Source organism: Streptomyces griseus subsp. griseus (assembly GCF_003610995.1).
Classification (GTDB): Bacteria; Actinomycetota; Actinomycetes; order Streptomycetales; family Streptomycetaceae; genus Streptomyces.
This window is the reverse complement of sequence record NZ_CP032543.1, coordinates 7,097,244-7,120,104: the sequence shown is the minus strand read 5'-3', so window position 1 is coordinate 7,120,104 and position 22,861 is coordinate 7,097,244. Positions and strand designations below refer to the sequence as shown.

General features: G+C 73.3%; 20 protein-coding genes and 1 pseudogene. 14 read left to right on the top strand and 7 right to left on the bottom strand.

The window, feature by feature from the left end:
* Positions 1-5: 5 nt before the first annotated feature.
* The 4 genes from urtD to urtA are packed head-to-tail and all read right to left on the bottom strand — an operon-like array spanning position 6 to position 4,058.
* Complete coding sequence (gene urtD / locus D6270_RS31830) at positions 6-791, bottom strand: urea ABC transporter ATP-binding protein UrtD (protein ID WP_109162264.1); 786 nt, start codon at positions 789-791, stop codon at positions 6-8.
* Positions 788-1,933, bottom strand: a complete 1,146-nt coding sequence (urtC, locus tag D6270_RS31825) for an urea ABC transporter permease subunit UrtC (protein ID WP_109162265.1) — start codon at positions 1,931-1,933, stop codon at positions 788-790. Before urtC ends, urtD begins: the two co-directional genes overlap by 4 nt.
* Complete coding sequence (urtB, locus tag D6270_RS31820; RefSeq protein ID WP_109162266.1) at positions 1,930-2,814, bottom strand: urea ABC transporter permease subunit UrtB; 885 nt, start codon at positions 2,812-2,814, stop codon at positions 1,930-1,932. Before urtB ends, urtC begins: the two co-directional genes overlap by 4 nt.
* Entirely contained in the window at positions 2,811-4,058 is a 1,248-nt protein-coding gene (gene urtA, locus D6270_RS31815; protein ID WP_109162267.1) for an urea ABC transporter substrate-binding protein, read from the bottom strand. Before urtA ends, urtB begins: the two co-directional genes overlap by 4 nt.
* A gap of 435 nt (positions 4,059-4,493) precedes the next feature.
* On the opposite strand from urtA, the gene D6270_RS31810 reads away from it, so the two are divergent.
* Positions 4,494-4,970: a MarR family winged helix-turn-helix transcriptional regulator gene (locus D6270_RS31810; RefSeq protein WP_109162268.1), complete on the top strand. Its 477-nt coding sequence runs from the start codon at positions 4,494-4,496 to the stop codon at positions 4,968-4,970.
* Here the strand turns inward: D6270_RS31810 and D6270_RS31805 are convergent.
* Positions 4,927-6,045 carry a substrate-binding domain-containing protein gene (locus D6270_RS31805; RefSeq protein WP_109162269.1) on the bottom strand — a complete coding sequence of 373 codons (1,119 nt, stop codon included), beginning with the start codon at positions 6,043-6,045 and terminating at the stop codon, positions 4,927-4,929. The genes D6270_RS31810 and D6270_RS31805 overlap by 44 nt on opposite strands.
* 183 nt (positions 6,046-6,228) lie before the next feature.
* Between D6270_RS31805 and D6270_RS31800 the strand changes: the two genes are divergently transcribed.
* The 12 genes and pseudogenes from D6270_RS31800 to D6270_RS31745 all read left to right on the top strand — a co-directional run bounded on the left by D6270_RS31800 (position 6,229) and on the right by D6270_RS31745 (position 19,793).
* Entirely contained in the window at positions 6,229-6,594 is a 366-nt protein-coding gene (locus D6270_RS31800) for a VOC family protein (RefSeq protein WP_109162270.1), read from the top strand.
* A gap of 233 nt (positions 6,595-6,827) precedes the next feature.
* A pseudogene (locus D6270_RS31795) lies at positions 6,828-7,883 on the top strand (hypothetical protein); the annotation flags it as partial.
* A gap of 383 nt (positions 7,884-8,266) precedes the next feature.
* Entirely contained in the window at positions 8,267-9,316 is a 1,050-nt protein-coding gene (locus D6270_RS31790; RefSeq protein WP_109162271.1) for a polyprenyl synthetase family protein, read from the top strand.
* Between the two features lie 422 nt (positions 9,317-9,738).
* Positions 9,739-10,914: a glycosyltransferase family 4 protein gene (locus D6270_RS31785; protein ID WP_391040390.1), complete on the top strand. Its 1,176-nt coding sequence runs from the start codon at positions 9,739-9,741 to the stop codon at positions 10,912-10,914.
* Entirely contained in the window at positions 10,911-12,392 is a 1,482-nt protein-coding gene (locus D6270_RS31780) for a sugar transferase (protein ID WP_109162272.1), read from the top strand. Before D6270_RS31785 ends, D6270_RS31780 begins: the two co-directional genes overlap by 4 nt.
* A gap of 2 nt (positions 12,393-12,394) precedes the next feature.
* Positions 12,395-13,747 carry an O-antigen ligase family protein gene (locus tag D6270_RS31775; protein ID WP_109162273.1) on the top strand — a complete coding sequence of 451 codons (1,353 nt, stop codon included), beginning with the start codon at positions 12,395-12,397 and terminating at the stop codon, positions 13,745-13,747.
* Positions 13,744-15,597, top strand: coding sequence for a murein biosynthesis integral membrane protein MurJ (gene murJ / locus D6270_RS31770; RefSeq protein ID WP_391040393.1), 1,854 nt, complete (start codon positions 13,744-13,746; stop codon positions 15,595-15,597). Before D6270_RS31775 ends, murJ begins: the two co-directional genes overlap by 4 nt.
* Positions 15,587-16,399, top strand: a complete 813-nt coding sequence (locus tag D6270_RS31765; RefSeq protein ID WP_109162274.1) for a polysaccharide deacetylase family protein — start codon at positions 15,587-15,589, stop codon at positions 16,397-16,399. Before murJ ends, D6270_RS31765 begins: the two co-directional genes overlap by 11 nt.
* On the top strand, positions 16,396-17,532 hold the full coding sequence (locus tag D6270_RS31760) for a glycosyltransferase (RefSeq protein ID WP_109162275.1): 1,137 nt from the start codon (positions 16,396-16,398) through the stop codon (positions 17,530-17,532). Before D6270_RS31765 ends, D6270_RS31760 begins: the two co-directional genes overlap by 4 nt.
* Positions 17,529-18,227 (top strand): YveK family protein, encoded by a 699-nt coding sequence (locus D6270_RS31755; protein WP_109162276.1) that lies wholly within the window; start codon positions 17,529-17,531, stop codon positions 18,225-18,227. The genes D6270_RS31760 and D6270_RS31755 overlap by 4 nt, the downstream gene beginning before the upstream one ends.
* Positions 18,224-19,372, top strand: coding sequence for a GNAT family N-acetyltransferase (locus D6270_RS31750; RefSeq protein ID WP_109162277.1), 1,149 nt, complete (start codon positions 18,224-18,226; stop codon positions 19,370-19,372). Before D6270_RS31755 ends, D6270_RS31750 begins: the two co-directional genes overlap by 4 nt.
* Positions 19,373-19,511: 139 nt before the next feature.
* Complete coding sequence (locus tag D6270_RS31745; protein ID WP_109162278.1) at positions 19,512-19,793, top strand: chaplin; 282 nt, start codon at positions 19,512-19,514, stop codon at positions 19,791-19,793.
* Positions 19,794-19,864: 71 nt separating this feature from the next.
* Here D6270_RS31745 and D6270_RS31740 read toward each other — a convergent pair whose 3' ends face one another.
* Positions 19,865-20,728 carry a tyrosinase family protein gene (locus tag D6270_RS31740; RefSeq protein ID WP_109162279.1) on the bottom strand — a complete coding sequence of 288 codons (864 nt, stop codon included), beginning with the start codon at positions 20,726-20,728 and terminating at the stop codon, positions 19,865-19,867.
* Positions 20,729-20,837: 109 nt separating this feature from the next.
* A complete protein-coding gene (locus D6270_RS31735; protein ID WP_109162280.1) occupies positions 20,838-21,305 on the bottom strand; it encodes a tyrosinase family oxidase copper chaperone in 468 nt (155 codons plus the stop codon).
* A gap of 215 nt (positions 21,306-21,520) precedes the next feature.
* On the opposite strand from D6270_RS31735, the gene D6270_RS31730 reads away from it, so the two are divergent.
* On the top strand, positions 21,521-22,801 hold the full coding sequence (locus D6270_RS31730; protein ID WP_109162281.1) for a cytochrome P450: 1,281 nt from the start codon (positions 21,521-21,523) through the stop codon (positions 22,799-22,801).
* Positions 22,802-22,861 lie beyond the last annotated feature (60 nt).

Sequence of the window (22,861 nt, the reverse complement as noted above, 5' to 3'; positions counted from 1 at the left end):
GGCGGTCACACCTCTTCGCTGACGGGTACGGGGGCGGTCGGCGACGGCTCGGGTTCGGAGGCGCGGCCGAGGTAGACCTCCTGGACCTTGCCATCGGCCTGGACCTCGGCGACCGTCCCCTCGCTGAGCACCTTGCCCGCGTGCAGGACGCTGACGCTGCGGGCGAAGGAGCGCATGAAGTCCATGTCGTGCTCGATGACGACGACGGTGCGGTCGTCGCTGATCCGCCGGAGCAGCGCGCCGGTGGACTCGCGCTCGTCGTGGCTCATCCCGGCGACGGGCTCGTCGAGGAGCAGGAGCTTCACGTCCTGGACGAGGAGCATGCCGATCTCCAGGCTCTGCTTCTGGCCGTGGGCCAGCGCCCCGGCGGGGCGGTGGCGGAGCGCGGTCAGGCCGGTGGTCTCCAGCGCCCTCCCCACCGCATCGGGGACGTGTTTCCGCCGCCGGAGCAGGGTCAGCGCGCTGCGCCCGGCCCCCGCGGCGATGTCGAGGTTCTGCTCCACGGTCAGCTGCTCGAAGACGGTCGCCGTCTGGAAGGTGCGGCCGATGCCCCGGCGGACGATGCGGTGCACGGGCTCGCCGATGATCTCCTCACCGCCGAAGCGGATCGATCCGGTGGCCCGGACCAGGCCGGTGACCGCGTCGACCAGGGTCGTCTTGCCCGCGCCGTTCGGCCCGATCAGGAAGCGCAGGTCCCCCGGGCTGATGTCCAGGTCGACGCCGTCGACAGCGCTGACGCCCCCGTCGAACGTCACCCGCAGGTCGCGGACGGTCAGTCCCTCGCCGCTCATGTGGTCACTCCCTTCGTCGTCGTGACGCGGTCGGCGGTCCGCCGTCGGCGCAGCACCGTTCGCAGCGAGGCCAGCCCGCCGGGCAGGAAGCCGACGGCGACGACGAACAGCAGGCCCTGGAGGTACGTCCACCCGGCCGGCCACGCGTCGGAGAGCGTGCTCTGCGCCCAGGCCACCGCGATCGCCCCGAGGACCGCGCCCACCAGCGACGCCCGTCCGCCGACGGCCGCGCCGATGACGAAGCCGATGGACGGCACGACCCCGATCAGCGCCGGGGAGATGATCCCCACCGCCGGCACGAAGAGCGCCCCCGCCAGACCCGCCATGCCGGCCGGGACGACGTACGCCACGAGCTTGACATCGGCCGGGTTGTAGCCGAGGAAGCGCACCCGTTCCTCGGAGTCCCGTACGGCGATCAGGAGTTCGCCGTAACGGCTGACGAACAGCTGCCGGGCGCCGGCCATCAGGAGCAGTAGGGCGACCGCGATGATGACGTACACCATCCGCTGGTTGACCGGGTCGTTCAGGTCGTAGCCGAGGAAGCCCTGGAAGTCGGTGAGGCCGTTGGTGCCGCCCGTGGTGGCCTGCTGACCGACCAGCCAGATCGCCAGGGCGGCCGCCAGCGCCTGGCTGAGGATGGCGAAGTACGCGCCCTTCACCCGGCGGCGGAAGACGAGCACGCCGAGCAGCGCGGCGACGGCCATCGGCAGCAGCACCGTCATGGCCAGCGCGAACGCCGGATGGGCGAACGGCTGCCACCACCAGGGCAGCCCGCCCTCGGTGCCGTACAGCAGCATGAAGTCCGGCAGGGTCTCGCCGGTCGCCGCCGCGTCGGCGAGTTTGAGGTGCATGGCCATGGCGTAGCCGCCGAGGCCGAAGAACACGCCCTGCCCGAGCACCAGCAGCCCGCCCCGGCCCCAGGCGAGGCTGACGCCGACCGCGACGATCCCGTAGCAGAGGTACTTGGCCAGCAGCCCGAGCCGGAAGTCCGACAGGACCAGCGGGGCGACGCCCACCAGCAGCACCGCGCCGAGCAGGAACGCGGCGGGGGTCCGGAAGCGGGTGAGGAACGGTCGGTCCGGCGGTCCGGCCGGGGCTCCGGCGGCCGGGGCGGTCGTCGGAGGTGTGCTCGTCGTCGTCATACCAGGCTCCTGGTGCGCACGGTGTACAGGCCCTGCGGCCGCCACTGGAGGAAGGCGACGATCCCCACCAGGACCACCACCTTCGCCACGCTCACGGTCGTGGAGTATTCGAGGACCGACTGGAGCAGGCCGAGCGCGAACGCGGTGATGACCGCCCCCCTGAGCCGTCCGATGCCGCCGACGACCACGACCAGGAAGGCGTCCACGATGTAGTTGGTCCCGGTCGTCGGACCGATCGGGCCGATCAGCGTCAGCGCGACGCCCGCCATCCCCGCCAGCCCCGAGCCGATGAAGAACGTCGTCCGGTCCACCCGCCCGGTCGCGATCCCGGACACCTCCGCGAGGTCCCGGTTCTGCACCACCGCCCTGATCCGGCGGCCCAGCGGCGTGGTCCGCAGCGTCGCCGCCAGACCGAGCACGCACAGCAGCGCGAACCCGAGGATGGACAGCCGGCTGTTCGCCAGCGTCACCCCCGCGATGGACACGCTCCCGGTCAGCAGGTCGGGCGCGGTGGTCTGCACGTTCGGCGCGGCGAAGATGTCCCGCGCCAGCTGCTGGAGCATCAGTGAGACACCCCAGGTCACCAGCAGCGTGTCCAGCGGCCGCGTGTACAGCCGCCGGATGAGCAGCCACTCCAGGAGTGCGCCCATCGACCCGGCGACGAGAAAGGCGACCGGCAGGGCGAGGAGGAGCGAGATACCGGCGTCGTCGATCGGCTTCTGGAGGACGTACGTCGTGTAGGCGCCGGCCATGATGAACTCGCCGTGCGCCATGTTGATGACGCCCATCTGCCCGAAGGTGAGGGTCAGCCCGAGGGCGATGAGGAGGAGGACGGCGCCGATGCTGACGCCGGTGAAGGACTGGTTGAGGATGACCGTCACAGGTCCGCCGCCCAGTCGTAGCCCTTCAGGTACGGGTCCGGCTTGATGGGGCCGCCCGAGTTCCAGACCTCCTCGATGAGCCCGTCGGCGGTGACCTTGCCGATGCGGGCGGTCTTGTGGACGTGCTGCGTCGCACCGTCGACCGTCACCTTGCCCTCCGGCGCGTCGAACTCGATCCCGTCGGAGGCCGCCTTCACCTTCTCGGCGTCGAACGACCCCGCCTTCTCGGCCATCGCCTTCCAGAGATGGACGGAGATGTACGCCGCCTCCATCGGGTCGCTGGTGGGCTTGTTCTTCCCGTACGCCGCCTGATACGCCGCGACGAACTTCCCGTTGGCCGCGCCGGGCGTGGTCTGGTAGTAGTTCCAGGCCGTCAACTGCCCTTCCAGGTACTGCGTTCCGATGCTCTTGACCTCCTCCTCCGCGATGGAGACGGAGAGCACGGGCAGTCTCTCCGCAGTCAGCCCGGCGGACTTGTACTCCTTGAAGAAGGCCACATTGCTGTCGCCGTTCAGGGTGTTGAAGACCGCGTCGGCCCCCGCGCTCTTGACCTTGTTGACGATGGTCGCGAACTCCGTGGAGCCCAGCGGCGCGTAGTCCTCGCCGACCACCTCCATGCCGTTGGCCTTCGCGTACGTCTTGATGATCTTGTTGGCGGTGCGCGGGAAGACGTAGTCGCTGCCGACGAGGTAGAGCTTGGTGAGGCCCTGCTTCTTGAGGTAGTCGAGGGCGGGCACGATCTGCTGGTTGGTGGTGGCGCCCGAGTAGAAGATGTACGGGGACTGCTCCAGCCCCTCGTACTGCACGGGGTAGAACAGCAGCGACCTGTTCCGCTCGAAGACCGGCTTGACCGCCTTGCGGCTGGCCGAGGTCCAGCAGCCGAAGGTCGCGACGACCTTCGAGTCCGTGATGAGCGCCTGCGCCTTCTCGGCGAAGGTCGGCCAGTCGGAGGCCCCGTCCTGGCTGACCGGCTGGAGCTTCTTGCCGAGGACGCCGCCGGCGGCGTTGATCTCCTTCACCGCGAGGAGCAGCGCGTTGTGGACGGTGACCTCGCTGATCGCCATCGTGCCGGAGAGCGAGTTCAGCAGGCCGACCTTGACGGTGTCGCCGGAGGTGTCGGCCTTGGCGCCGGCGGCCTTCGAGGGGTCGCCGCCGGTCTTCGCGCCGCAGGCGCTGAGTGCGGCGCCGGCGCCGAGAGCGGAGATGCCGGTCAGGAGACCGCGCCTGGTGATGAGCCCGGACATGTCACATACCTCCTTGCCCCTGGGGCGGTGCGAGCGGATTCCTCTGGGCGAGGAAGGGGAGGGAACCGAGGGAAGGGCGGGGAACGGATCGGCACCCACGGTGCTCGGTGCGGCCGTTTCGACAGCACGGATCCCAGCCGTTCCGGGGTGGCCGCCGGGCTGGTCGCTGAAGTGGTCCACAGCCTGCGGCGGAACTGTTTCCGGTGCGTTGCGCCGCAGTTGAGGAACAGTTTCCGACGGAAGTAATCGCGGCCGGTCTCCAGATGAGCCGATGTCACCCCGATCCGGCGGTGGGCGACTTACCGGACGGGGTATTCATTACTTCCACCGGAAAGGATCAGACTCGGCGAATTCCCGCCGGAGGCGCGGTGATCGGCTGTAGGCTCCGACGCGCCCCCGCCGTGGGGCCGTGCGGACGCGAGCCCGAGGAGTGCGATGGCGAGGCAGCCCCAGCAACTGCTCCACCTGCTGACCCGGGCCGAGCGCTTGGCGGCCCGGCGCGCGCAGTCCGTACTCGACGCGTACGGCTGCTCGGTCGACGCGTGGCGGGTCCTCGAACTGCTCTCCGGCGACGAGGGCCGGACGATGACGGCCCTCGCCGAGGACGCCGCCCTGCCCGCACCGACCCTCACCAAGATCGTCGACCAACTCGTGGATCAGAACCTGGTGTTCCGCCGCGTCGACCCCACCGACCGCCGCCGGGTCCTCGCCCAGCTCACCCCCCGGGGCCTGCGGCGGCGCCGGCAGCTCTCCAGCGCGGTGCGGGCTGAGTGGGGGGTGTCGTCGCCGGGGCTCACGGAGGACGAGGAGGATCAGCTGCTGCCCCTGCTCGGACGGCTGTCCGACGGCCTGGCGGGCGGCGATGGCGTCACAGCGCATCCCTCGGCGAGGGAAGTTGGGCGAGCACGGTGAAATCGACACCGTCGGCCTCCGCCAGGTAGATGCGCTGGCGCACATGCCGCCCGTCCAGGCCGAGCAGGCCGCGCGGCCCCTCGTACCGGACCTGCCCGGCGGCCGCGCCGATGGCGGACACATCCAGGGTGCGGGCACGTTCGATGAGCGCCGCGAGCAGCATCACGCCCTCGTAGCAGGACTCGCCGAGGCTGCCGGGGACCGGAGCGTCCGGGCCGAAGCGGGCGGCGTAACGGCCGTGGAAGTCCATGCTGTTCCCGTCCGCGAGCGAGGCGAAGAACCCGGCGGTGCTGTAGAGGCCGGCGGTCGCCTCGGGGCCGCTGCCCAGGAGCATGCTCTCGTCCATCAGCGTGCTCAGCCGCAGACAGCGGACGTCCAGCCCGGCCGCGGCGAACGCCCGGTTGAACCGGACCGCGTCGCTGCCCACGAGCAGCATCAGCACGGCGTCGGCGTCCGCCCGTTCGATACGCCGCAGGACACCGGCGAAGTCGTCCGTCCCCAGCGGCAGATACGCCTCGCCGCACACCCGCCCCCGCGCCTCCCGCGCATACCGGCGCGCCGCGCGGGCGGAGTTCCGCGGCCAGACGTAGTCGTTTCCCACGACGAACCAGCGGCGTACGTCCCGCGTCCGGGCGAGCATCCGCATCGCCGGGAGCAGTTGCCAGGCCGGGGTCTCGCTCGTCATGAAGACGCCCTCGGTCCGCTCGCCGCCCTCGTACAGCGCGGTGTAGACGTACGGCACCCGGTGCGCCACCCTCGGCGCCACCGCCTGCCGCACCGAGCTGATGTGCCAGCCGGTGACCCCCTGCACCGCCCCGGCCGCCACCAGCCCCTCGACCTCCGCCGCGACCCTCGACGGCGCCGCCCCGCCGTCCACCTCCAGGAGCCGCAGCTCCCGCCCCAGCACCCCGCCCGCCGCGTTGACCTCCTCCACGGCCAGCCGCGCACACGCCTCGCACCCCGGCCCGAAGATCCCGGCGGGTCCCTGCATCGGATACACCAGCGCCACGTTCAGCACGGACGCGTCCACCGTGACCCACTCGGGGCTGCGGAGGTGCGTCGGAGGCCGTGACATGCCCCCATGATTGCCCCACCACCTGCCCCGGCCCGGCCGAGCGCCACGATCGAGACCGATTCGTAGACGTACCCGGGATGCCTGACGGCGGCGCTGCGTGGGCGGGGTCGTCGCCGTACGGTGGAAGGGGCGTGCGTGCGCGTTCCGGCGTGCGCGGCCCCGTAGGGACGGCAGGTGCCCGCGATGGCCGGCGAGATCTCCTTCTTCGAGCTCGGGGTGGACGATCCCGAGAAGGCGCGGACGTTCTACGGTGCGCTCTTCGGCTGGAACTTCGAGGCGGGCCCCTCCGGCGAGGGCGGCTACGCGATCGGGACCCCCAGCGGACAGGGAGGCGTCCACGGCGGTGACCCCGGGGGCGGCCCGTACCTCTTCTTCCGGGTCGACGACATGGCCACGGCGGTGGCGCAGGTGCGCGAGCTGGGCGGCAGCGTGGAGGGCACCGACCTCGGCGAGGACGACGAGTCGGCCGCCCGGTTCGGCCGGTTCCGGCTCTGCCGCGACGACCAGGGCTCCCCCTTCGGCCTGCACGAGCCGCCTCGCGTCGGCTGACGGCCGAGGGTTCCGCCCGGGGGGAGGTGCTGGAGAACGTCCTGCCAGGTTCGAGCAACCCCAGGCGCCCCGGTGCCGTCTTGATCACTGACAGAACGGTTCGCCGCCCGGGAACGGGTGGCGCCCGCCCCCACCTGAACCGGGCTCGGACAACCGGCCAACTATGCACCCTATGTATACACGTGGCGCATAGTGGACACCGGACCGGCCCGGGCACCGCGCGGAAGGCTCCCATGCAGACCAAGGCAATGGCGCCCGAGTACCAGGGCGCTCTCACCAAGATGTCGGTGAACGCTTCCCTCACCGACGTACTGGCCGAGGGAGTACGGCATCTGAAACAGGCCGAGCTCTCCGGCTCCCAGGAGGAGGTGGCCCGGACCGGGCTCGCCGTGGCCGAGGCGCACCGCCGGCTGGGGCAGGTCGAGGAGGCGGACCGGGCGTGGAAGGCCAGTTACCGGGCGGCGCGCTCCGCCGGGGCCACCGGGGCGATGGCCTGGGCGCTGTGGAGCGGGGGGACGCTGGCGCGTCAACGGGGTTCGCTGCGGCTCGCGTTCCGGCTGCTGGGGCTCGCCGCCGAGCTGGGCAAGCGCGGCGGGGACGTGGTGGCGCGCGGCTACTCACTGGCCGGGCTGGCCGAGACCGGACGCATCCAGGGTGACTACGAGACGGTCGCCACCCTGCATGAGCAACTGCTCGCCGAGGCCCGCGCGCGGGGCGAGGCGCGCCACACGGTGTGGGCTCTGGAGGGTATAGCGCAGATCCACCGCAACACCGGGCAACTCGGCTCGGCCCTGGAGATGTTCGAGGAGGCGGCCGTCCTCGCGGGCGACGCCGACGACCGGCGGGGCCGGGCCTGGGCCCTGCGCGGCATCGCTGACATCGTCTCCCTCCGCGACGGAGAGACGGAACGCGCGCTCGGGCTGCTCGCCGAGGCCGAGGTCACCTGCCGGGAGATGAAGCTCTCCAGCGCGCTCGCGTACAACCACAAGATGCGCGCCAACGTGCTCTTCCGCGCCGGGCGGTACGGGGAGGCCCGCGAGGTCTACGAGCAGGCGCTCGGGGAGTTCCGCGCGATGACCGAGCCCCGGGGCGAGGCGCTGGCGGCCCTGGGCCTGGTCAAGGCGCGCGCCCGCCTCGGCCGGGACCGCGCGGCGACGGCCGCCGACTTGGACGAGCTGCGGGGCAGGCTGAGCCGGATCGGTCTGCTCAACGCCCGCGAGATGGTGGAGAAGGCGTACGCGGAACTGGGCGTGGAACCGGTCGCGGAGCCCGAGGAGGACGGCGGACGCGACCAGGGCCCGGCCCGGAGCCCGAAGCCCGCAGCCGCACGCGCGCGAACTGCGGGACCTGCCGCGGAGCCGGCCGCTGCAAACGGACGGACGGCCGGTCCTGGCGCGGAGCCCACCCCCGCGCACGCACCGACGGCCGGACCTGGCGCGGAGCCCACCCCCGCGCACGCACCGACGGCCGGACCTGGCGCGGAGCCCACCCCCGCGCACGCACCGACGGCCGGACCTGGCGCGGAGCCCACTCCCGGGCACGAACGGACTGCCAAATCCGCCATGGACCCCACCCCCGCGCACGAACGGCCTGCTGAATCCGGTGCGGAACCCGTCCCCGCGCCCCGGCACGACACCGCACCCGCCGCCCCGCACGAGGGGACCCGGGTCCGATGACGCTGTCCCCGACCCGTCAGGCACCCGCGCCGCAGATACTCGACCGGTGCCGTGACCTCGTCCGGCCCGCGCTGGTGGAGTCCGTGCGCCGGCTCCACCCCTGGCACGCCGAAACGGCCGCCTTCTCGCTCGGCTGGAGCGGGGTCGACGGCGAGCCCCTGCCCGGTTCGGAGGGCAAGGGGGTCCGCCAGGCGCTCGCGGTGCTCGGCGCGGAGGCCGCCGGGGGCAGCGGCCTGGACGGGGTGACCGGCGCGGTCGCCGTCGAACTCGTGCACACCTTCTCCCTCATCCACGACGACATCATGGACGGCGACGAGACCCGGCGCCGCCGCCCGGCCGTTTGGAAGGCGTACGGCACCGGACCGGCGGTCCTGGCGGGGGACGCCCTGTTCGCCCTATCCGTCCGGACCCTGGCCGATGTCCCCGGACCCACCGGTACAGCGGCCGTTAGTCGGCTGTCGGGGACACTGGGCGACCTGGTGCACGGTCAGGCGCAAGACCTGCTCTTCGAGTCGAGGCCGTGGACGGGGCCCGAGGCGGTCCTGCCGCACGAGTACCGGGCGATGGCGACGCACAAGACGGGGTCGCTGCTCGGCTGCGCCGCCGCCCTCGGTGCCGTACTGGCCGGGGCTCCGGCGCCCACGGCCGACGCGCTGGACCGGGCGGGGCGGCATCTGGGCGTGGCGTTCCAGGCGGTGGACGACCTGCTGGGGATCTGGGGCGATCCGCAGATCACGGGGAAGCCGGTCCACAGCGATCTGCGGCGGCTCAAGAAGACCCTCCCGGTCCTCGCGGCCCTCGCCTCCGAGCATCCGGCGGCCCGGCGGCTGGAGAAGCTGCTCACCGGGGCCGGGCCTCTCGACGAGGCGGGGCTGCGCCGGGCGGCGGAGCTGGTCGACGAGGCCGGCGGGCGCCGGGCCACCGTCACCGAGGCGCGGGAGCACCTGCGGGCCGCCCGCGCCTGCCTGGACGGGGTGGAGCTGCACGAGGAGGCGCGCGGGGACCTGCTCACCCTGATCCCCTTCCTCGTCGACCGCACCGGGTGACCCGGGGCCGGCGGCCTCCGGGGAGGCCGCCGGCCCGCAAGGGCACCCGAGCGGAGCCCTTTGCCGACAATAGAACTGCGTGACAGTCAGCAGAACCGCGTGAGTGGTCCGCCCGATGGAGCCGCCACCCATTGCGGCAACCGGCCGCCCCCGAGATGCGGCGAACGGAGTGACATCCGACCGGAGGAATTCCGTCGGCGGGCGCCCGCAATTGTGCTGCGGCCTCTCCCCGGCCACCCTTCCGCCGCCGCATTCCGAGGCCTTCGCAACGACACAGGACGGCCGCCCGGACCACCTGATCAGCGGCATCGTGCCGGTAATCCTCACGTGGTCGTATGAGCGAGTCACGCGCACGATTTCGCCACATGTCTGCCAAAGTGCACTTCGGCTTTACTCACCGGAATGAGCGAAGAGAGCCGTACGTGCTGCACATGCGTCGTGCCGAAGAAAGACAATTGACGGTCCTTCATTTGGTTCAGCCCGTGGACGGCGGAGTGGCCCGGGTCGTCACCGATCTCGTCAGGGCCCAGGCCGGCGCCGGGCTGCGGCCCGTGGTGGCCTGTCCGCCCGGAAGCCCGCTGGCCGTCGGGGCCGCCGCCGCGGGGGCCCAGGTCGAGGGCTGGTCCGCCACCCGGGACCCGGGCCCCCGGCTGGCCGGTGAGATCGCCGCCGCACGGCGGATCGTCCGCAACTGCCGTCCGCACGTGGTGCACGCGCACAGCGCCAAAGCCGGTCTCGCGGGCCGGATCGCCGTACGGGGCAAGGTACCCACGGTCTTCCAGCCGCACGCCTGGTCCTTCGAGGCAGTGGGCGGCCGTACCGCCGAACTGGCCCTGGGCTGGGAGCGGTTCGGGGCACGCTGGGCCGATCACATCCTCTGCGTCAGCGAGTCCGAGCGGCGCACCGGCCAGGAGGCGGGGATCGCGGCCCGCTGGTCGGTGATCCACAACGGCATCGACCTCGACCGCTTCCGCCCCGGCGGACAGGCCGACCGGACCGCCGCCCGGACCTCGCTGCCCTCACTGGACGGGGTGGATCCGCAGGCCCCCCTCGTCGTCTGCGTCGGCCGCCTGACCCGCCAGAAGGGCCAGGACGTCCTCCTCGACGCCTGGCGGCGGCTGCGGGTGCCGGGCGCGCGCCTGGTCCTGGTCGGCGACGGGCCCGACCGCGCCCGCCTGGAGGGCGCGGCCCCGGCGGATGTCCTGTTCACCGGGGCGAGCGCCGACGTGCGGCCCTGGATCCACGCGGCCGACGTCGTCGTCCTGCCATCCCGCTGGGAAGGCATGGCGCTGGCCCCGCTGGAGGCCATGGCCTGCGGGCGGGCCGTGGTGATGAGCGATGTGAGCGGTGCGCGGGAGAGCGTGCCGCCGGGCGACGAGGACCACCTCGTCGTACCGCCCGAGGACCCCGCCGCGCTCGCCGCCTCGCTCACCGCACTGCTCACCGATCCCGAGCTGCGCGAGGCGGTGTCCCACCGCGCCCGGCGCCATGCCCGGGCGGCGTTCGACGTCCGACGGACCGCGGGGGCGGTTGCCGGTCTCTACCAGGAAATTGTCTCCCTGTCCGGCCCCACGATGAGGAAGCGCACCGAGCGATGACGATGGAGAGTGCGCCGGTCCCCGGCGCCGGCCAGGCAACAGCCGTACAGGCTCACACGGTTCATCCGCCGCGAAGAAGCGACGGTGGTACGCGGGAGCTCGGCGGTGGGCGCAGCGGCGCCCGGGTGGCGCCCGCCGCGCAGCTGCTGGGCGCCGACGCGGCGGCGCTGGCGGGCACGTTCGCCCTGTGCACCCCGGCCGGCTGGCCCTGGCCCGTGGTCGCCGCCCAGGCGGTGGCGCAGGTGGCGCTGCACGCGTACCGGGGGCTCTACCGGCTCGGCCTCTCCCCCTCGGTCCTCTCCGAAGTCCCCGCGCTCCTCGGCCTGGCCCTGCTCCAGTGGTACGTGACCATGGAGGTCGTCGATGCCTGGGCCCCGGCCCACGCATTCGGCTGGGCGGTGCTGGCGTACGCGGCGGTGGCGCAGACCGTGCTCTGCGCCGCCGGGCGGGCTGTGGTGCACCGGCTCCGGCACCGGGCGGCCGTCCGCAACCCGCTGTCGACGCTGGTCGTGGGCCACGGCCCGGTCGCCCGCCAGGTGACGGCCGCGCTCCAGGACCACCCGGAGTACGGGCTGCGCCCCGTGGGCCGGGTCGCCGCGTCCGCCACCACGGACGAGGAGCCCACGGCACGGCCGGACGGGGTGAAGCTGCCGGTCCTGGTCACCCCGCAGGAGGTGGGACGGGCCGTCGTGCAGAACAGCGTGCGGCACGCGGTGTTCACCGCCCCGCCCGGGACCACACCCGACGGCGCCGCCCTGTTCGCCCTGCTCACCGGGCACGGCTGCCGGGTCTGGCTGGTCAGCGGCGACGCAGCGGTCGCCACCCCTCCCGCCGGGGCCCGCCCGGACCATCTGTGGGGGTTCGCCGCCCACCCGCTCCAGGACGGCACACACCGGCCGGTGAGCCATGCGGCGAAGCGGGCGATGGACGCCCTGCTGGCGGGGATCGGCCTGGTGCTGGTGGCGCCGCTGATGGCCGGCTGCGCGCTGGCGGTGCGGCTCTCGGACGGCCCCGGTGTCATCTTCCGGCAGGAGCGGGTGGGCCTGCACGGGCGCCCGTTCGTCCTGCTGAAGTTCCGTACGCTGCGGCCCGCCGACGCCCAGGAGTCGGCGACCCGGTGGAACGTGGCCTCCGACGGGCGGATGAGCCGCGTCGGCCGGCTGCTGCGCCGCACCTCGCTGGACGAGCTGCCGCAGCTGTGGAACGTCCTGCGCGGCGATATGAGCCTGGTCGGCCCCCGGCCCGAACGCCCCTTCTTCGTCGCCCAGTTCAGCCGCACCCACCCCGGCTACCAGGACCGGCACCGGATGCCGGTGGGCATCACGGGGCTGGCGCAGGTGAACGGGTTGCGCGGTGACACCTCGATCGAGGAGCGGGCCCGGTTCGACAACCGGTACATCGAGACCTGGTCCCTGTGGCAGGACGCGTGCGTGCTGGCGCGGACCGCGGGCTCCTTCTTCCGGCTCGGGGGCAGCTGACGATGGCCGCCACCCTGACCGCACCGGCGCCCCTGGCCCCGGCCCGTGCCGTTCCGCGTCCGAACCGGGGCGGGTGGCGGAGCCGGTGGCCGCTGCTCCCGCTGATCGCGACCGTCCTGCTGCCCGCTCTGCCGTACGCCGTCGGGGGCGGCGTGGGACCGGCCGACATCGCCTCCGGCATCGCGGTGCTGGTCTGCGTGGGACGGCTGCTGTACCTCCGGCAGCGCCCGCTCGGCGGGGCCGCCGCCCTGGTGCTGGGGCTGCCTGCCGTGGGCTTCGCGGTGGCGACGGTGACGGCCGCCGACCCGGCCGCCGCACTGCCGGGCCTGGTCCGCTACCTCCAGGTCTTCGTGCTCGTCCCGGCCGCCGTCTGCCTGCTGCTCAAGGACGCCCAGGAGTTCCGGATCGTGGCCGGCGCACTGGTGGTCCTCGCCCTCGTCCAGGGTGTCGTGGGCATCGACCAGTACGCCACCGGGACCGGCGCCTCGTACATGGGCGAGGAGGTCCGGGCGGTCGGCACGTTCGGGCCCAGCGACATCATGGGGATGGCCACGGTCGTCGCCTACGGACTGCTCGCGGCGGCCGCGTTCGCGCTGCGGACCCCGCGTGACGCTCCGGCCTGGCTCCGCCCCGCGGCCGCTGTCGTCGCCGTCGGGCTGACCGTGCCGCTCGCCCTCTCCTTCAGCCGGGGGGTGTGGATCGCCACGGCGGTCGCCCTCCTGGTCGCCCTGGCCCTGACGGGCCGTCGGCAGGCGCTGACCTCGCTGGCGGTCCTCGGGGCCACCGGGGTGGTCCTGGTCGGCGGGTTCGGCATCGGCTCGGAGATGATCGCCGAGCGGGCCGCCAGCGTGACCCAGGTGACCCGGGCCCCCGACCGGTCGGTCAACGACCGCTACACGATGTGGAGCGCGGCGGGCTCCATGTGGCGCGAGCGGCCCGTGGCCGGGGTCGGGCTCAAGGGCTTCCCCGCCCACCGCGACGCCCACGCCTCGATCGGCCTCTCCTCCGGCAGCGACACGGCGGGGGCGGGCCAGGAGTTCCGCAGGCAGGCCCTGCTCTCCCCCCACAACATGTATCTGCTCGTCCTCGGCGAGCAGGGCCTCATCGGTCTGACGGCGGTCGCCGGCAGCTGGGCGGCGATCCTCGTCGGCGCGGTACGCCGGCTGGTCCGGGCCCGCTCGCGGGGCCACACGGCCGTGGACTGCGGGCTGGTGGCGGTCGCCCTGATGACCTGGCAGAGCGTCAACTTCCTGTACTCCGACATCGGCGGCCCCACGACCGTGCTGGGCGGCGTCGTCCTGGGACTCGCCGCCTGGTGGGCGCTGGCCGAGCCGGAGAAGGCGGGCACCGCGTGAGCGACACCGGTACGGGAACGGAGGCGGAGGCCCGCTCCCGGGAGGGCCTCTCCACGAAAGCCCGCTCGCAGGAGGGCCCGGCCCCGGAAGCGCTGTCCCGCGAGGCGCCTCCCGGCGATGCCTCCGCGCGCGAGCACGCCGCCGCTCCCCTGCTCCCGGGTCCCGGCCAGCCCCCCGGCTCCGGCCCCACAGGAACCACTGCGGCCGAGGCCGCGCCGGAGCCCGCCAGCGGCGGCGAGGCTCCCGGACTCGGGGCGTTCCTCGCCCGCGCGGCGGCGGCCACGGCGGTGCTCACCGTGGTCGGCGCCGTACTCGGCCTCGTACGGGACCAGGCCATCGCCCGCTACTTCGGCGCGAGCGACGCCAGCGACGCGTTCCTGATCGCCTGGACCGTGCCGGAGATGGCGGCCACGCTGCTGATCGAGGACGGGATGGCGCTCCTCCTCGTCCCCGCCTTCAGCCTCGCCCTCACCCGCCGCGCGGACGCCGAGGCCGCGAAGGGCGGCGAGTCCGCCGGGGAGGCCGACGCCGCCGGGGAGCCCGGTCCCGACCCCGTACGCGAACTGGTGGCGGCCACCCTCCCCCGGCTCTGCGTCCTGCTCATGGCCGGTGCGGCGCTGCTGATGGCGGGCGCCCCCTGGGTCGTCGGAATCCTCGCCCCCGGACTGGCCGACCCGGGCCTCGCGGTGGACTGCACCCGGCTGACCGCCGTCACCGTGCTCACCTTCGGCATCACCGGCTACTTCAGCGCCGCCCTGCGCGCCCACCGCAGCTTCCTGCCGCCCGCCGGGGTCTACGTCGCGTACAACCTCGGCATCATCGGCATGACGCTGGCGCTGCACTCGGTGTGGGGCGTACGGGCGGCGGCGGCGGGCGTCGCCGTCGGCAGCCTGTTGATGATCCTCACCCAACTCCCCACCTTCCTGCGGCTGCTGCCCCTGGCACGCCCCCGCCTGAGGCGGCCCGGGAAGCGTGCCCGGCGCACCGCTCCCCTGCTGGGCGTGACCGTCCTGGCCCCGGTCGTGCTGTTCGTGGTGAGCCGTCAGTCGCAGGTGCTGGTGGAGCGGTTCCTGGCCTCCACGCTCCCGGCGGGCGCCATCTCGCACCTCAACTACGCGCAGAAGGTCGCGCAGATGCCGATGGTGCTCTCGCTGATGATCTGCACGGTGACGTTCCCCGTCGTCGCGCGGGCGATGGCCGACGGGGACCACGAGAAGGCCCGGCAGCGGGTGGAGCGGGATCTCGCGCTGGCGGGCATGGTCGTGCTGCTCGGCACGGCGGTCGTGCTCGGTTACGCGCCCCAGATCATCGATCTGCTCTTCCAGCGCGGCGCGTTCGACACCGCCGACACCGAGGCCACCGCCCAGGTGATGCGGGTCTACGCGGCGGGGCTGCTCGGCCACTGTCTCGTCGGCGCGCTGAGCCGGCCGTTCTTCTCGTCCGGGCGGCCCACCTGGTTCCCGGCGTTCGCCATGGGCACCGGGCTCCTCGTCACGATGGGCGCCGGGTACGCGCTCACGTACCGCTTCGGCGTCGACGGCATCGCCACGGCCAACGCCATCGGGATCAGCACGACCGCGCTGCTCCTGCTGATGGGGCTGGGCACCCGGGTGGTCCCGATCCGGGCCCGGGCGGTCGCCCTGTCCCTGGGCCGGCTCGCGGGCGCCGCGCTGGTGGCCGGGGCGGCGGGCTGGGCGGCGGCGCCGCTGCTCCCCGAAGCGGTCCTGAGCCTGGCCGCGGGGTGTGTCCTCGTCCCCGTCGTCTTCTTCCTGACCGGGCTGGCCCTGCGCTCGCCCGAGGTCGTCTCCCTGCTGGCACTCATCCGACGGAGGTTTACAGATGGCCGCTGACCCCTCGGCACCTCGCGCCGACGCTCCCTCGTCCCGGCTCCGCCCGCACACCCGCCGTCAGCCCTGGATCCTCACGTACCACTCGGTCACCGACGCCGGCGACGACCCGTACGGCATCACCGTCGCCCCCCGGCGGCTCGGCGAGCAGCTGGCGTGGCTGCGCGGCAGAGGGCTGCGCGGGGTGGGGGTGTCGGAGCTGATGCGGGCGCACGCGGCGGGGAGGCGGGATCTGGTCGGGCTGACCTTCGACGACGGGTACCGGGACTTCCTCCAGGAGGCGCTGCCGGTGCTGCGCGTCCACGGCTGCACCGCGACGGTGTTCGTGCTGCCGGGGCGGCCGGGGGGTGTGAACGAGTGGGACCCGCTGGGTCCGCGCAAGCCGCTGCTCACCCACGACGAGATCCGCCGGGTCGCCGAGGCGGGGATGGAGGTCGGCTCGCACGGTCTGCTGCACCAGGACCTCACCACGCTGGCGGACGAGGAGCTGCGCCACGAGACGGTCCGCAGCCGGGAGTTGATCGGTGAGCTGACCGGGGCGCTGCCGGAGGGCTTCTGCTATCCGTACGGGACACTGGACCGGCGGGTGGCGGAAGCCGTGCGCCGGGCCGGGTACGGGTACGGCTGTGCGCTCGCCCCCGGCCCGCTGATCAGCCGGTTCGCCCTCCCCCGCACCCACATCAGCCAGGCGGACCGGGGCGTACGGCTCTGGGCGAAGGACCTGCGGCACGGGCTGCGCCACGGAGCGGTCCCCGGCGGGGGCTCGCGTACGGCCTCCCCGGTGCGGGCGGGCGGCCCCCGGTGAGGGCGCTGCACGTCATCACCGGGCTCGGGGTCGGCGGCGCCGAGCAGCAGTTGCGGCTGCTGCTGCGCCATCTGCCGGTGGAGTGCGACGTGGTGACGCTCACCAACCCGGGCCCGGTGGCGGACGGCCTGCGGGCCGACGGGGTGCGCGTCATCCACCTGGGGATGCGCGGCAACCGGGACCTCTCGGCCGTGGGGCGGCTGACCCGGCTGATCCGCGACGGCCGCTACGACCTGGTCCACACACACCTCTACCGGGCCTGTGTGTACGGGAGGATCGCGGCGCGCCTCGCGGGTGTGCGGGCGGCCGTGGCGACCGAACACTCCCTGGGGCGCGCCGAGATCGAGGGCCGCCCGCTGACCCGGGGCATCCGCGCCCTCTACCTCTCCACGGAGCGGCTGGGCGCGGCCACCGTCGCGGTCTCCTCCACCGTCGCCGGGCGGCTGCGGGACTGGGGGGTGCCCGCCGAGCGGATCCGGCTGGTGCCCAACGGCATCGACGCGGACCGCTACCGCTTCGACCCGGACCGGCGGCTCGCCGTGCGGGCGGCGCTGGGGATTCCCGACGACGCGTTCGTGGTCGGCGGGGTGGGCCGGCTGGTGCCCGGCAAACGGTTCGACGTGCTGGTCCGGGCGGTCGCCGCACTGCCGGAGGCCCGGCTGCTGCTGGCCGGCGACGGGCCGGAGGGCGGTCCGCTCAGGACCCTGGCGGCCGAACTGGGGGCGGCGGACCGGATCCGGCTCCTCGGGGAGTGCGGGGCGGGCGGAGGCGGCCCGGTGCCCGGGGTCCCGGCCCTGCTGAGCGCCGTCGACACCTTCGTATCGACATCCCGTGAGGAGTCGTTCGGGCTGGCCGCCGTGGAGGCGCTCGCGGCCGGGCTGCCCGTGCTGCACGACGCCTGCCCGGCCATCGACGACCTGTCCGCCGCCCACGCCCCGGGCGCCACCCGGATCGCCGGCAGCCCCGACGAGCTGACCGCCGTGCTGCGGCAGCGGATACAGGCCCGCCCGGACCGCCGCCCGCCACCACGGGCCGTCGGCCACTACGACATCCGGCGCAGCAGCGAGCGCCTGATGGACGTGTACGCGTACGCCCTCGACACCGCCCCACCGAACCGGAGAGCCCTTTCATGACCGAGTCTCCCGAGCAGCAGCGACCCGCCGTCCTGCGGGAGCGGCTGCGCACCGCCCCCGCCCAGCTGCGCACCGCCCTCACCCGGCTGCCCCACTGGTGGCCCCTGCCCGTCTGCGTGCTGCTGGGCACCGCGTCCGGGCTGTCGTACGGGCTGCTCGCCTCGCCCCAGTACGAGGCCACCAGCTACGCCATGGCGGTCGCCGAGGAGGAGACGGCCCCCGGGGCGGCGCTCGGCTACGCCCAGTCCTACGGGCGCCTCGTCACCAGCGACGCGACGCTCTCCTACGCCCAGGGCGCGGCCGGTGAGCCGATGCGTGCCCTGCGCTCCCAGGTCCGCTCGGAGACCTCCCCCGACTCGCCGATGATCGCGGTGACGGGCACGTCGGACAGCGCGGACAAGGCGGCCGACATCGCCAACGCGGTGATCGAGGCCGTCATCGTGAGCAGCGGCCATGTCTCCAAGGACACCGGGGTGAAGCTGATCAAGTTCACCCACGCGATGAAGCCCGACCAGCCGGTCTCGCCGTCGGTGCCGCTGGGCACCGCAGTGGGGGCGGCCGCGGGCGGTCTGCTGGGCGGCCTCGTGCTGCTCGTACGGCCCCGGCGCGCGGGCTGGAGCGTCTCCGCCCAGGTGCCCGGGCCGACCGCCGCCGAGGACCACGCGGCCACCGACGACCGGGAGCTCGTGCGATGACGGCCGACCGGGCGGGCAGCCTCACCGTGACGCTCTGCCGGGACTTCCGGGAGTTCGGCGCGCTCGCCGGGGAGTGGGACGCGCTGCACCGCCGCTGCGCCACCGCCACCCCGTTCCAGAGCCATGCGTGGCTCCACTCCTGGTGGATCTCCTACGGCCAGGAGGGGAGGCTGCGGGTCCTGCTGGTGCGCCGTTCGGGGCGGCTGATCGGGGCGGCGCCGCTGATGCTGGTGCACCGTCCGATGCCGCTGCTGGTGCCGATGGGCGGGGCCATCTCCGACTTCTTCGACATCCTGCTGGACGAGGAGGAGGCCGGGTACGCGGTCGGCGCACTCCAGAGAGGTCTGGACCGGGCCGCCCGGCACACCGTGGTCGATCTGCGGGAGGTCCGGCCGGACGCGTCGGCGCAGCTGCTGTTCGGCCGGTGGCCGGGCGCGCGGAGCCGGCTCACGGACTCGACCTGCATGGAGCTGCCCGCCGAGCCGCTGGGCGACCTGGTGGCGCGGCTCACCGGCTCGCGGGGCCAGCGGCTGCGGGCCAAGCTGCGCAGGGTCGAGGCCCTCGGTGTGGAGGCGCGGACGGTCCCGCGGGACCAGGTGCCCGCGGCGATCGGCACCCTGCTGCGGCTCCATGAGCTCCAGTGGCGTGACCGGGGGGTCAACCCGGAGCACCTGCGGGCCCGGTTCTCCGACCACCTGGTCCGGTCGGTGGGGCGGATGGTGGGGAACGGCACGGCCGCCGTCACCGAGTTCCGTATCGGTGGCGAGGTCGTGGCGGCCAACCTCTCGCTCCAGTCCGGGCAGCTGACGGGCGGCTATCTGTACGGGGCCGACCCAGGGCTGCGGGAGCGGAAGGTCGATGTGTCGACCATGCTGCTGCGCGAGGTGGCCCAGCAGGCTTCGGACACCGGCCGGGAGGTGCTGAGCCTGCTGCGCGGCGCCGAGCAGTACAAGAACCACTGGCAGCCGGTCACGGTGGTCAACCAGCGGCTGCTGCTGGCCCGCCCGGGTCTGGAGCCGCTGCTGCGGCTGCGGGAGTCGCAGGTGGCGGTACGGGAACGGGCCGTGGAGACCGTGAAGGCGCGGTTCCCCGCCGCGCGGGACTGGCACGAGCGGCTTACCACGCTTCCGGTCATCGGGCGGTGAGGCGGGCGGCGACAGGCCGTAGGACAACACCCGCGATGTCGCCTGGCCTTTGATCCGTTACCGCCGGGCCTCTTACGCGTTGTCAGGGCATGCGGGCCTCGTGCTCCGCTGCAACCCCCCTTCCTTACAAGGAGTTCTGATGTCGCGTATTACGAAGGTCGCCGCCGTCATGGCGGGCACCGGTGCCCTCATCGCCGGCGGCGCCGGCATGGCCTCCGCGGACGCCGGTGCCCAGGGTGCGGCCATCGGGTCCCCCGGTGTCGCCTCCGGCAACGTCCTCCAGGTCCCGGTCCACGTGCCGGTCAACGTCTGCGGCAACACCATCAACGTCGTCGGCCTGCTGAACCCGGCCTTCGGCAACACCTGCGTCAACGCTGACGGTGGCCACGACGACGGCGGCGACTACGGCTACGGCCGCTGATCTCCCCGTAACACGGCGACGGCCGGCCTCCTCCTTCCCGGAGGGGCCGGCCGTTTCGCTGTGGTGCGCGCTCAGGCGTAGCGGTAGACCTTGCTGTGGTCGAGGAGCTTCCTGGGGGTGACGTTCCACGGGGGCATCGGGTCGTCGAGGCCGAAGACGTAGTCGCGGTCCCGGCCGGGTGAGGCGGGTTTGCGGCCCGGCAGGTAGGCGGCCTTGGGGTGCGCCTTCCGCCAGCGGTCCCAGAGCAGGTCGATGAAGGAGTGGTGGAGCCAGAAGACGGGGTCCTCGGGGGAGGCGGCTCCGGCCATCGGGCCGCCGACCCACTGGTGGACCTGGTTGTGGTTGCCGACCGGGCGCACCCGGTGGATGCCCCAGCCCTCGATGCGGTTGCGGAACCCCTCGGTGCTGATGCTGTTCCAGGGCTCGGTGTCGTAGACCGGGTCCTTCAGCGCCCGCGCCACGTCCTCGGCGGTGGGGAGGGAGACCGGGTTCCTGCCGGGCCTGCCGAAGTTGCGGGTGAGCCAGTTCTGGTCGGTGACCCCGCGGCCCACGCTCCAGTTGCCCGCGTCGAAGGCGAACGGGCCGGTGGTGACACGCCGGTCCCCGGGCCTGCCGTTGCCGCCGAGGAAGTCCTCCGCCCAGAGCGAGGAGGTGGTGGAACGGTCCTGGGTCCAGTCCCAGTAGGGGACGCTGACGCCGGGGTCGACGGCCTGGAGGGCCTTCTCGAACTCCAGCAGGTAGCGGCGGTGCCAGGGGAAGAACGACGACGTCATATGGGCGGGACGCGGCCGGTTCTCGGTGTCCATGACGTAGTACTCGCGGTGCATGACGACGAAGTCGTCGTAGCGGCCCGAGCGCTTGAGCTTCAGGATCGCGTCGACGAGGCGCCGCTTCTCGGTGCGCGTGAGGTCGCGCTGGTTCTTGCGGGTGTACACCGGTTCCGGTCCTCCTGGTTGACATGCGGTGCGACATTCACGTGCCGTACGACGGTCAGGTGCGCTGCGACGGTCACGTGCCGTGCGGCCTCCACCTGCGGTGCGACGGTCACGTGTGGTGCGAGGCGGAGAGCGCGAGCCGCGCGGTGCCGAGCTCGTCCACGGCGGCGCGGGCCGTCTCGCGGAGCGTGGGGAACGACTCGTAGTGCGTGACATCGCTCAGGTACGTGCCGTCCGCGCGCCGCATGACGTGCAGCGGGCGGCCGTCGATGCGGATCTCGGTGACCGGCTCCCCCTGGCCGGTCCCGCCCGCCTCGCCGGCCGGGACCAGGACGGTCACCGACCCGCGGATCTCCCGGCCCCGGTACATCTCGGCGAACTCCTCCGCCCCGGCGGCGGTGTGGCCCGGCCCCTTCGCGGGTGCGGGCGCACTGCCCGGTCCGTCGTCGTACAGCGGCAGGAGGACCGCGGCGGTGCCCGCGGCCACGGCCGCGGTGAAGGCGGTACGCAGGACGATCCGGCGCGACGGACCGCGTGCTCCACGCGGTGCGCCGCCCGGATCCGTGGTTCGGCTCATGGGTGACTGCCTCTCGTTCGGCTCGTTCGAGGTGCTGTTGCTGGCGATGGTGGCAACGAGCCGGAGGGGAAACGGTTCTTGTGGGCGCGGCGTGCCCCGCGTTCCGTCAAACGCGTGACCTTGCGCGGCCATCCGCGCCGGGGGCCCGCGTCGCGAAGGGCGGGGCGCGCACCGGACCGGACGATGACCTCGCGAACTCGTGGAGGTGGATGGACATGACCGTGCCGAATCAGCTGTCCGGTGATCGTGCGGCCCACTGCGACCTGGCCGACCCGGTCTTCTGGCAACTGCCGCGCCCGGAGCGGCTCGCCGCCTTCGCCCGGCTGCGGGAACGGGACGCACCCGTGCTGTTCACGCCCCGGCCGGGCACCGCCCGTACCTCCGGAAAGCCCTTCTACGCGCTGGTGCGCCACGCGGACGTGCTGACCGCGAGCCGCACCCCGAAGGTCTTCGCGAGCGCCCCGGGGGTCACCACCCCGGAGCCGGCCGGCTGGGCGAAGGCGCTGTTCGGGAACTCGATGGTCAACATGGACGGGCCCGAGCACGCGGCGCTGCGCCGCATCATCTCCCGGCGCTTCACCCCCCGGCTGCTCGCCGCCACCGAGGAGAACATCGACCGGCTGGCCGCCCGGCTGGTGGACGAGATGATCGCCGAGCGTCCCGGCGACTTCATGCCGTCGGCGGCCTCACGGCTGCCGCTGGAGGTGATCTGCGACCTGATGGGTATCCCCGCCGAGCACCGGCCGCGGATCGCCGGGCAGATCGACCACGCCTCCGAGCATGTGGGGGTCGCGCGCCGGGGCCGGGCCAGGCTGCGGATCCCCGGGCGCGGGATCGCGTCGCTGGCGATGATGCAGTGCGTCATGGCGCGGCTGGCGCACGAGCGCCGCCGCCACCCGCAGGACGATCTCGTCTCGGCCCTGGTGCGCGCGGACATCGACGGCGCAGGGCTCTCCTCGCGGGATCTCGGCGCCTTCTTCTCGCTGTTGCTGGTGGCCGGGGTCGAGACCACCCGCAACGCGATCGCGCACGGGCTGTCCCTGCTGGACCGCCATCCGGAGCAGCTGGAACTCCTGCGGTCGGACTTCGGCCGGTACATCGGGGGTGCCGTCGAGGAAATCGTCCGCCATTCGACGCCGATCATCCAGTTCCGCAGGACCGTCGTTTCGGAATTCGAGCTGGGCGGCCGGACTTTCCTCCCGGGGGAGAAAGTCGCACTGCTCTACGCGTCCGCCAATCGCGATGAAACAGTTTTCACCCGTCCGGATCTCTTCGACATCACCCGGTCGCCGAATCCGCACCTGGGTTACGGGGGCGGCGGCCCGCACCACTGCCTCGGCGCCCATCTGGCCAGGCTGGAGATGACGGCCCTGTTCCGGGAGCTGCTCACCCGACGGCCCGTCATCCGGCAGACGGGCGAACCGAAGCTGGTCGATTCGAATTTCGACAACCGCGTCGGTTCGCTGCCGTTCACCTTCGGCCCGGCCGTCACCTGATCGGCCCGTTCGCAACGCCGAATGCGATAAATGGACCACTCTATTAGCGTGCGGTGCAGG

What these genes read in the sequence shown, in the direction of transcription:
- urtD (WP_109162264.1), bottom strand. Translation starts at nt 791, where the DNA reads ATGAGCGGCGAGGGACTGACCGTCCGCGACCTGCGGGTGACGTTCGAC.
- urtC (WP_109162265.1), bottom strand. Translation starts at nt 1,933, where the DNA reads ATGACGACGACGAGCACACCTCCGACGACCGCCCCGGCCGCCGGAGCC.
- urtA (WP_109162267.1), bottom strand. Translation starts at nt 4,058, where the DNA reads ATGTCCGGGCTCATCACCAGGCGCGGTCTCCTGACCGGCATCTCCGCT.
- D6270_RS31810 (WP_109162268.1), top strand. Translation starts at nt 4,494, where the DNA reads ATGGCGAGGCAGCCCCAGCAACTGCTCCACCTGCTGACCCGGGCCGAG.
- D6270_RS31805 (WP_109162269.1), bottom strand. Translation starts at nt 6,045, where the DNA reads ATGTCACGGCCTCCGACGCACCTCCGCAGCCCCGAGTGGGTCACGGTG.
- D6270_RS31800 (WP_109162270.1), top strand. Translation starts at nt 6,229, where the DNA reads ATGGCCGGCGAGATCTCCTTCTTCGAGCTCGGGGTGGACGATCCCGAG.
- D6270_RS31790 (WP_109162271.1), top strand. Translation starts at nt 8,267, where the DNA reads ATGACGCTGTCCCCGACCCGTCAGGCACCCGCGCCGCAGATACTCGAC.
- D6270_RS31780 (WP_109162272.1), top strand. Translation starts at nt 10,911, where the DNA reads ATGACGATGGAGAGTGCGCCGGTCCCCGGCGCCGGCCAGGCAACAGCC.
- D6270_RS31775 (WP_109162273.1), top strand. Translation starts at nt 12,395, where the DNA reads ATGGCCGCCACCCTGACCGCACCGGCGCCCCTGGCCCCGGCCCGTGCC.
- D6270_RS31765 (WP_109162274.1), top strand. Translation starts at nt 15,587, where the DNA reads ATGGCCGCTGACCCCTCGGCACCTCGCGCCGACGCTCCCTCGTCCCGG.
- D6270_RS31755 (WP_109162276.1), top strand. Translation starts at nt 17,529, where the DNA reads ATGACCGAGTCTCCCGAGCAGCAGCGACCCGCCGTCCTGCGGGAGCGG.
- D6270_RS31750 (WP_109162277.1), top strand. Translation starts at nt 18,224, where the DNA reads ATGACGGCCGACCGGGCGGGCAGCCTCACCGTGACGCTCTGCCGGGAC.
- D6270_RS31745 (WP_109162278.1), top strand. Translation starts at nt 19,512, where the DNA reads ATGTCGCGTATTACGAAGGTCGCCGCCGTCATGGCGGGCACCGGTGCC.
- D6270_RS31735 (WP_109162280.1), bottom strand. Translation starts at nt 21,305, where the DNA reads ATGAGCCGAACCACGGATCCGGGCGGCGCACCGCGTGGAGCACGCGGT.
- D6270_RS31730 (WP_109162281.1), top strand. Translation starts at nt 21,521, where the DNA reads ATGACCGTGCCGAATCAGCTGTCCGGTGATCGTGCGGCCCACTGCGAC.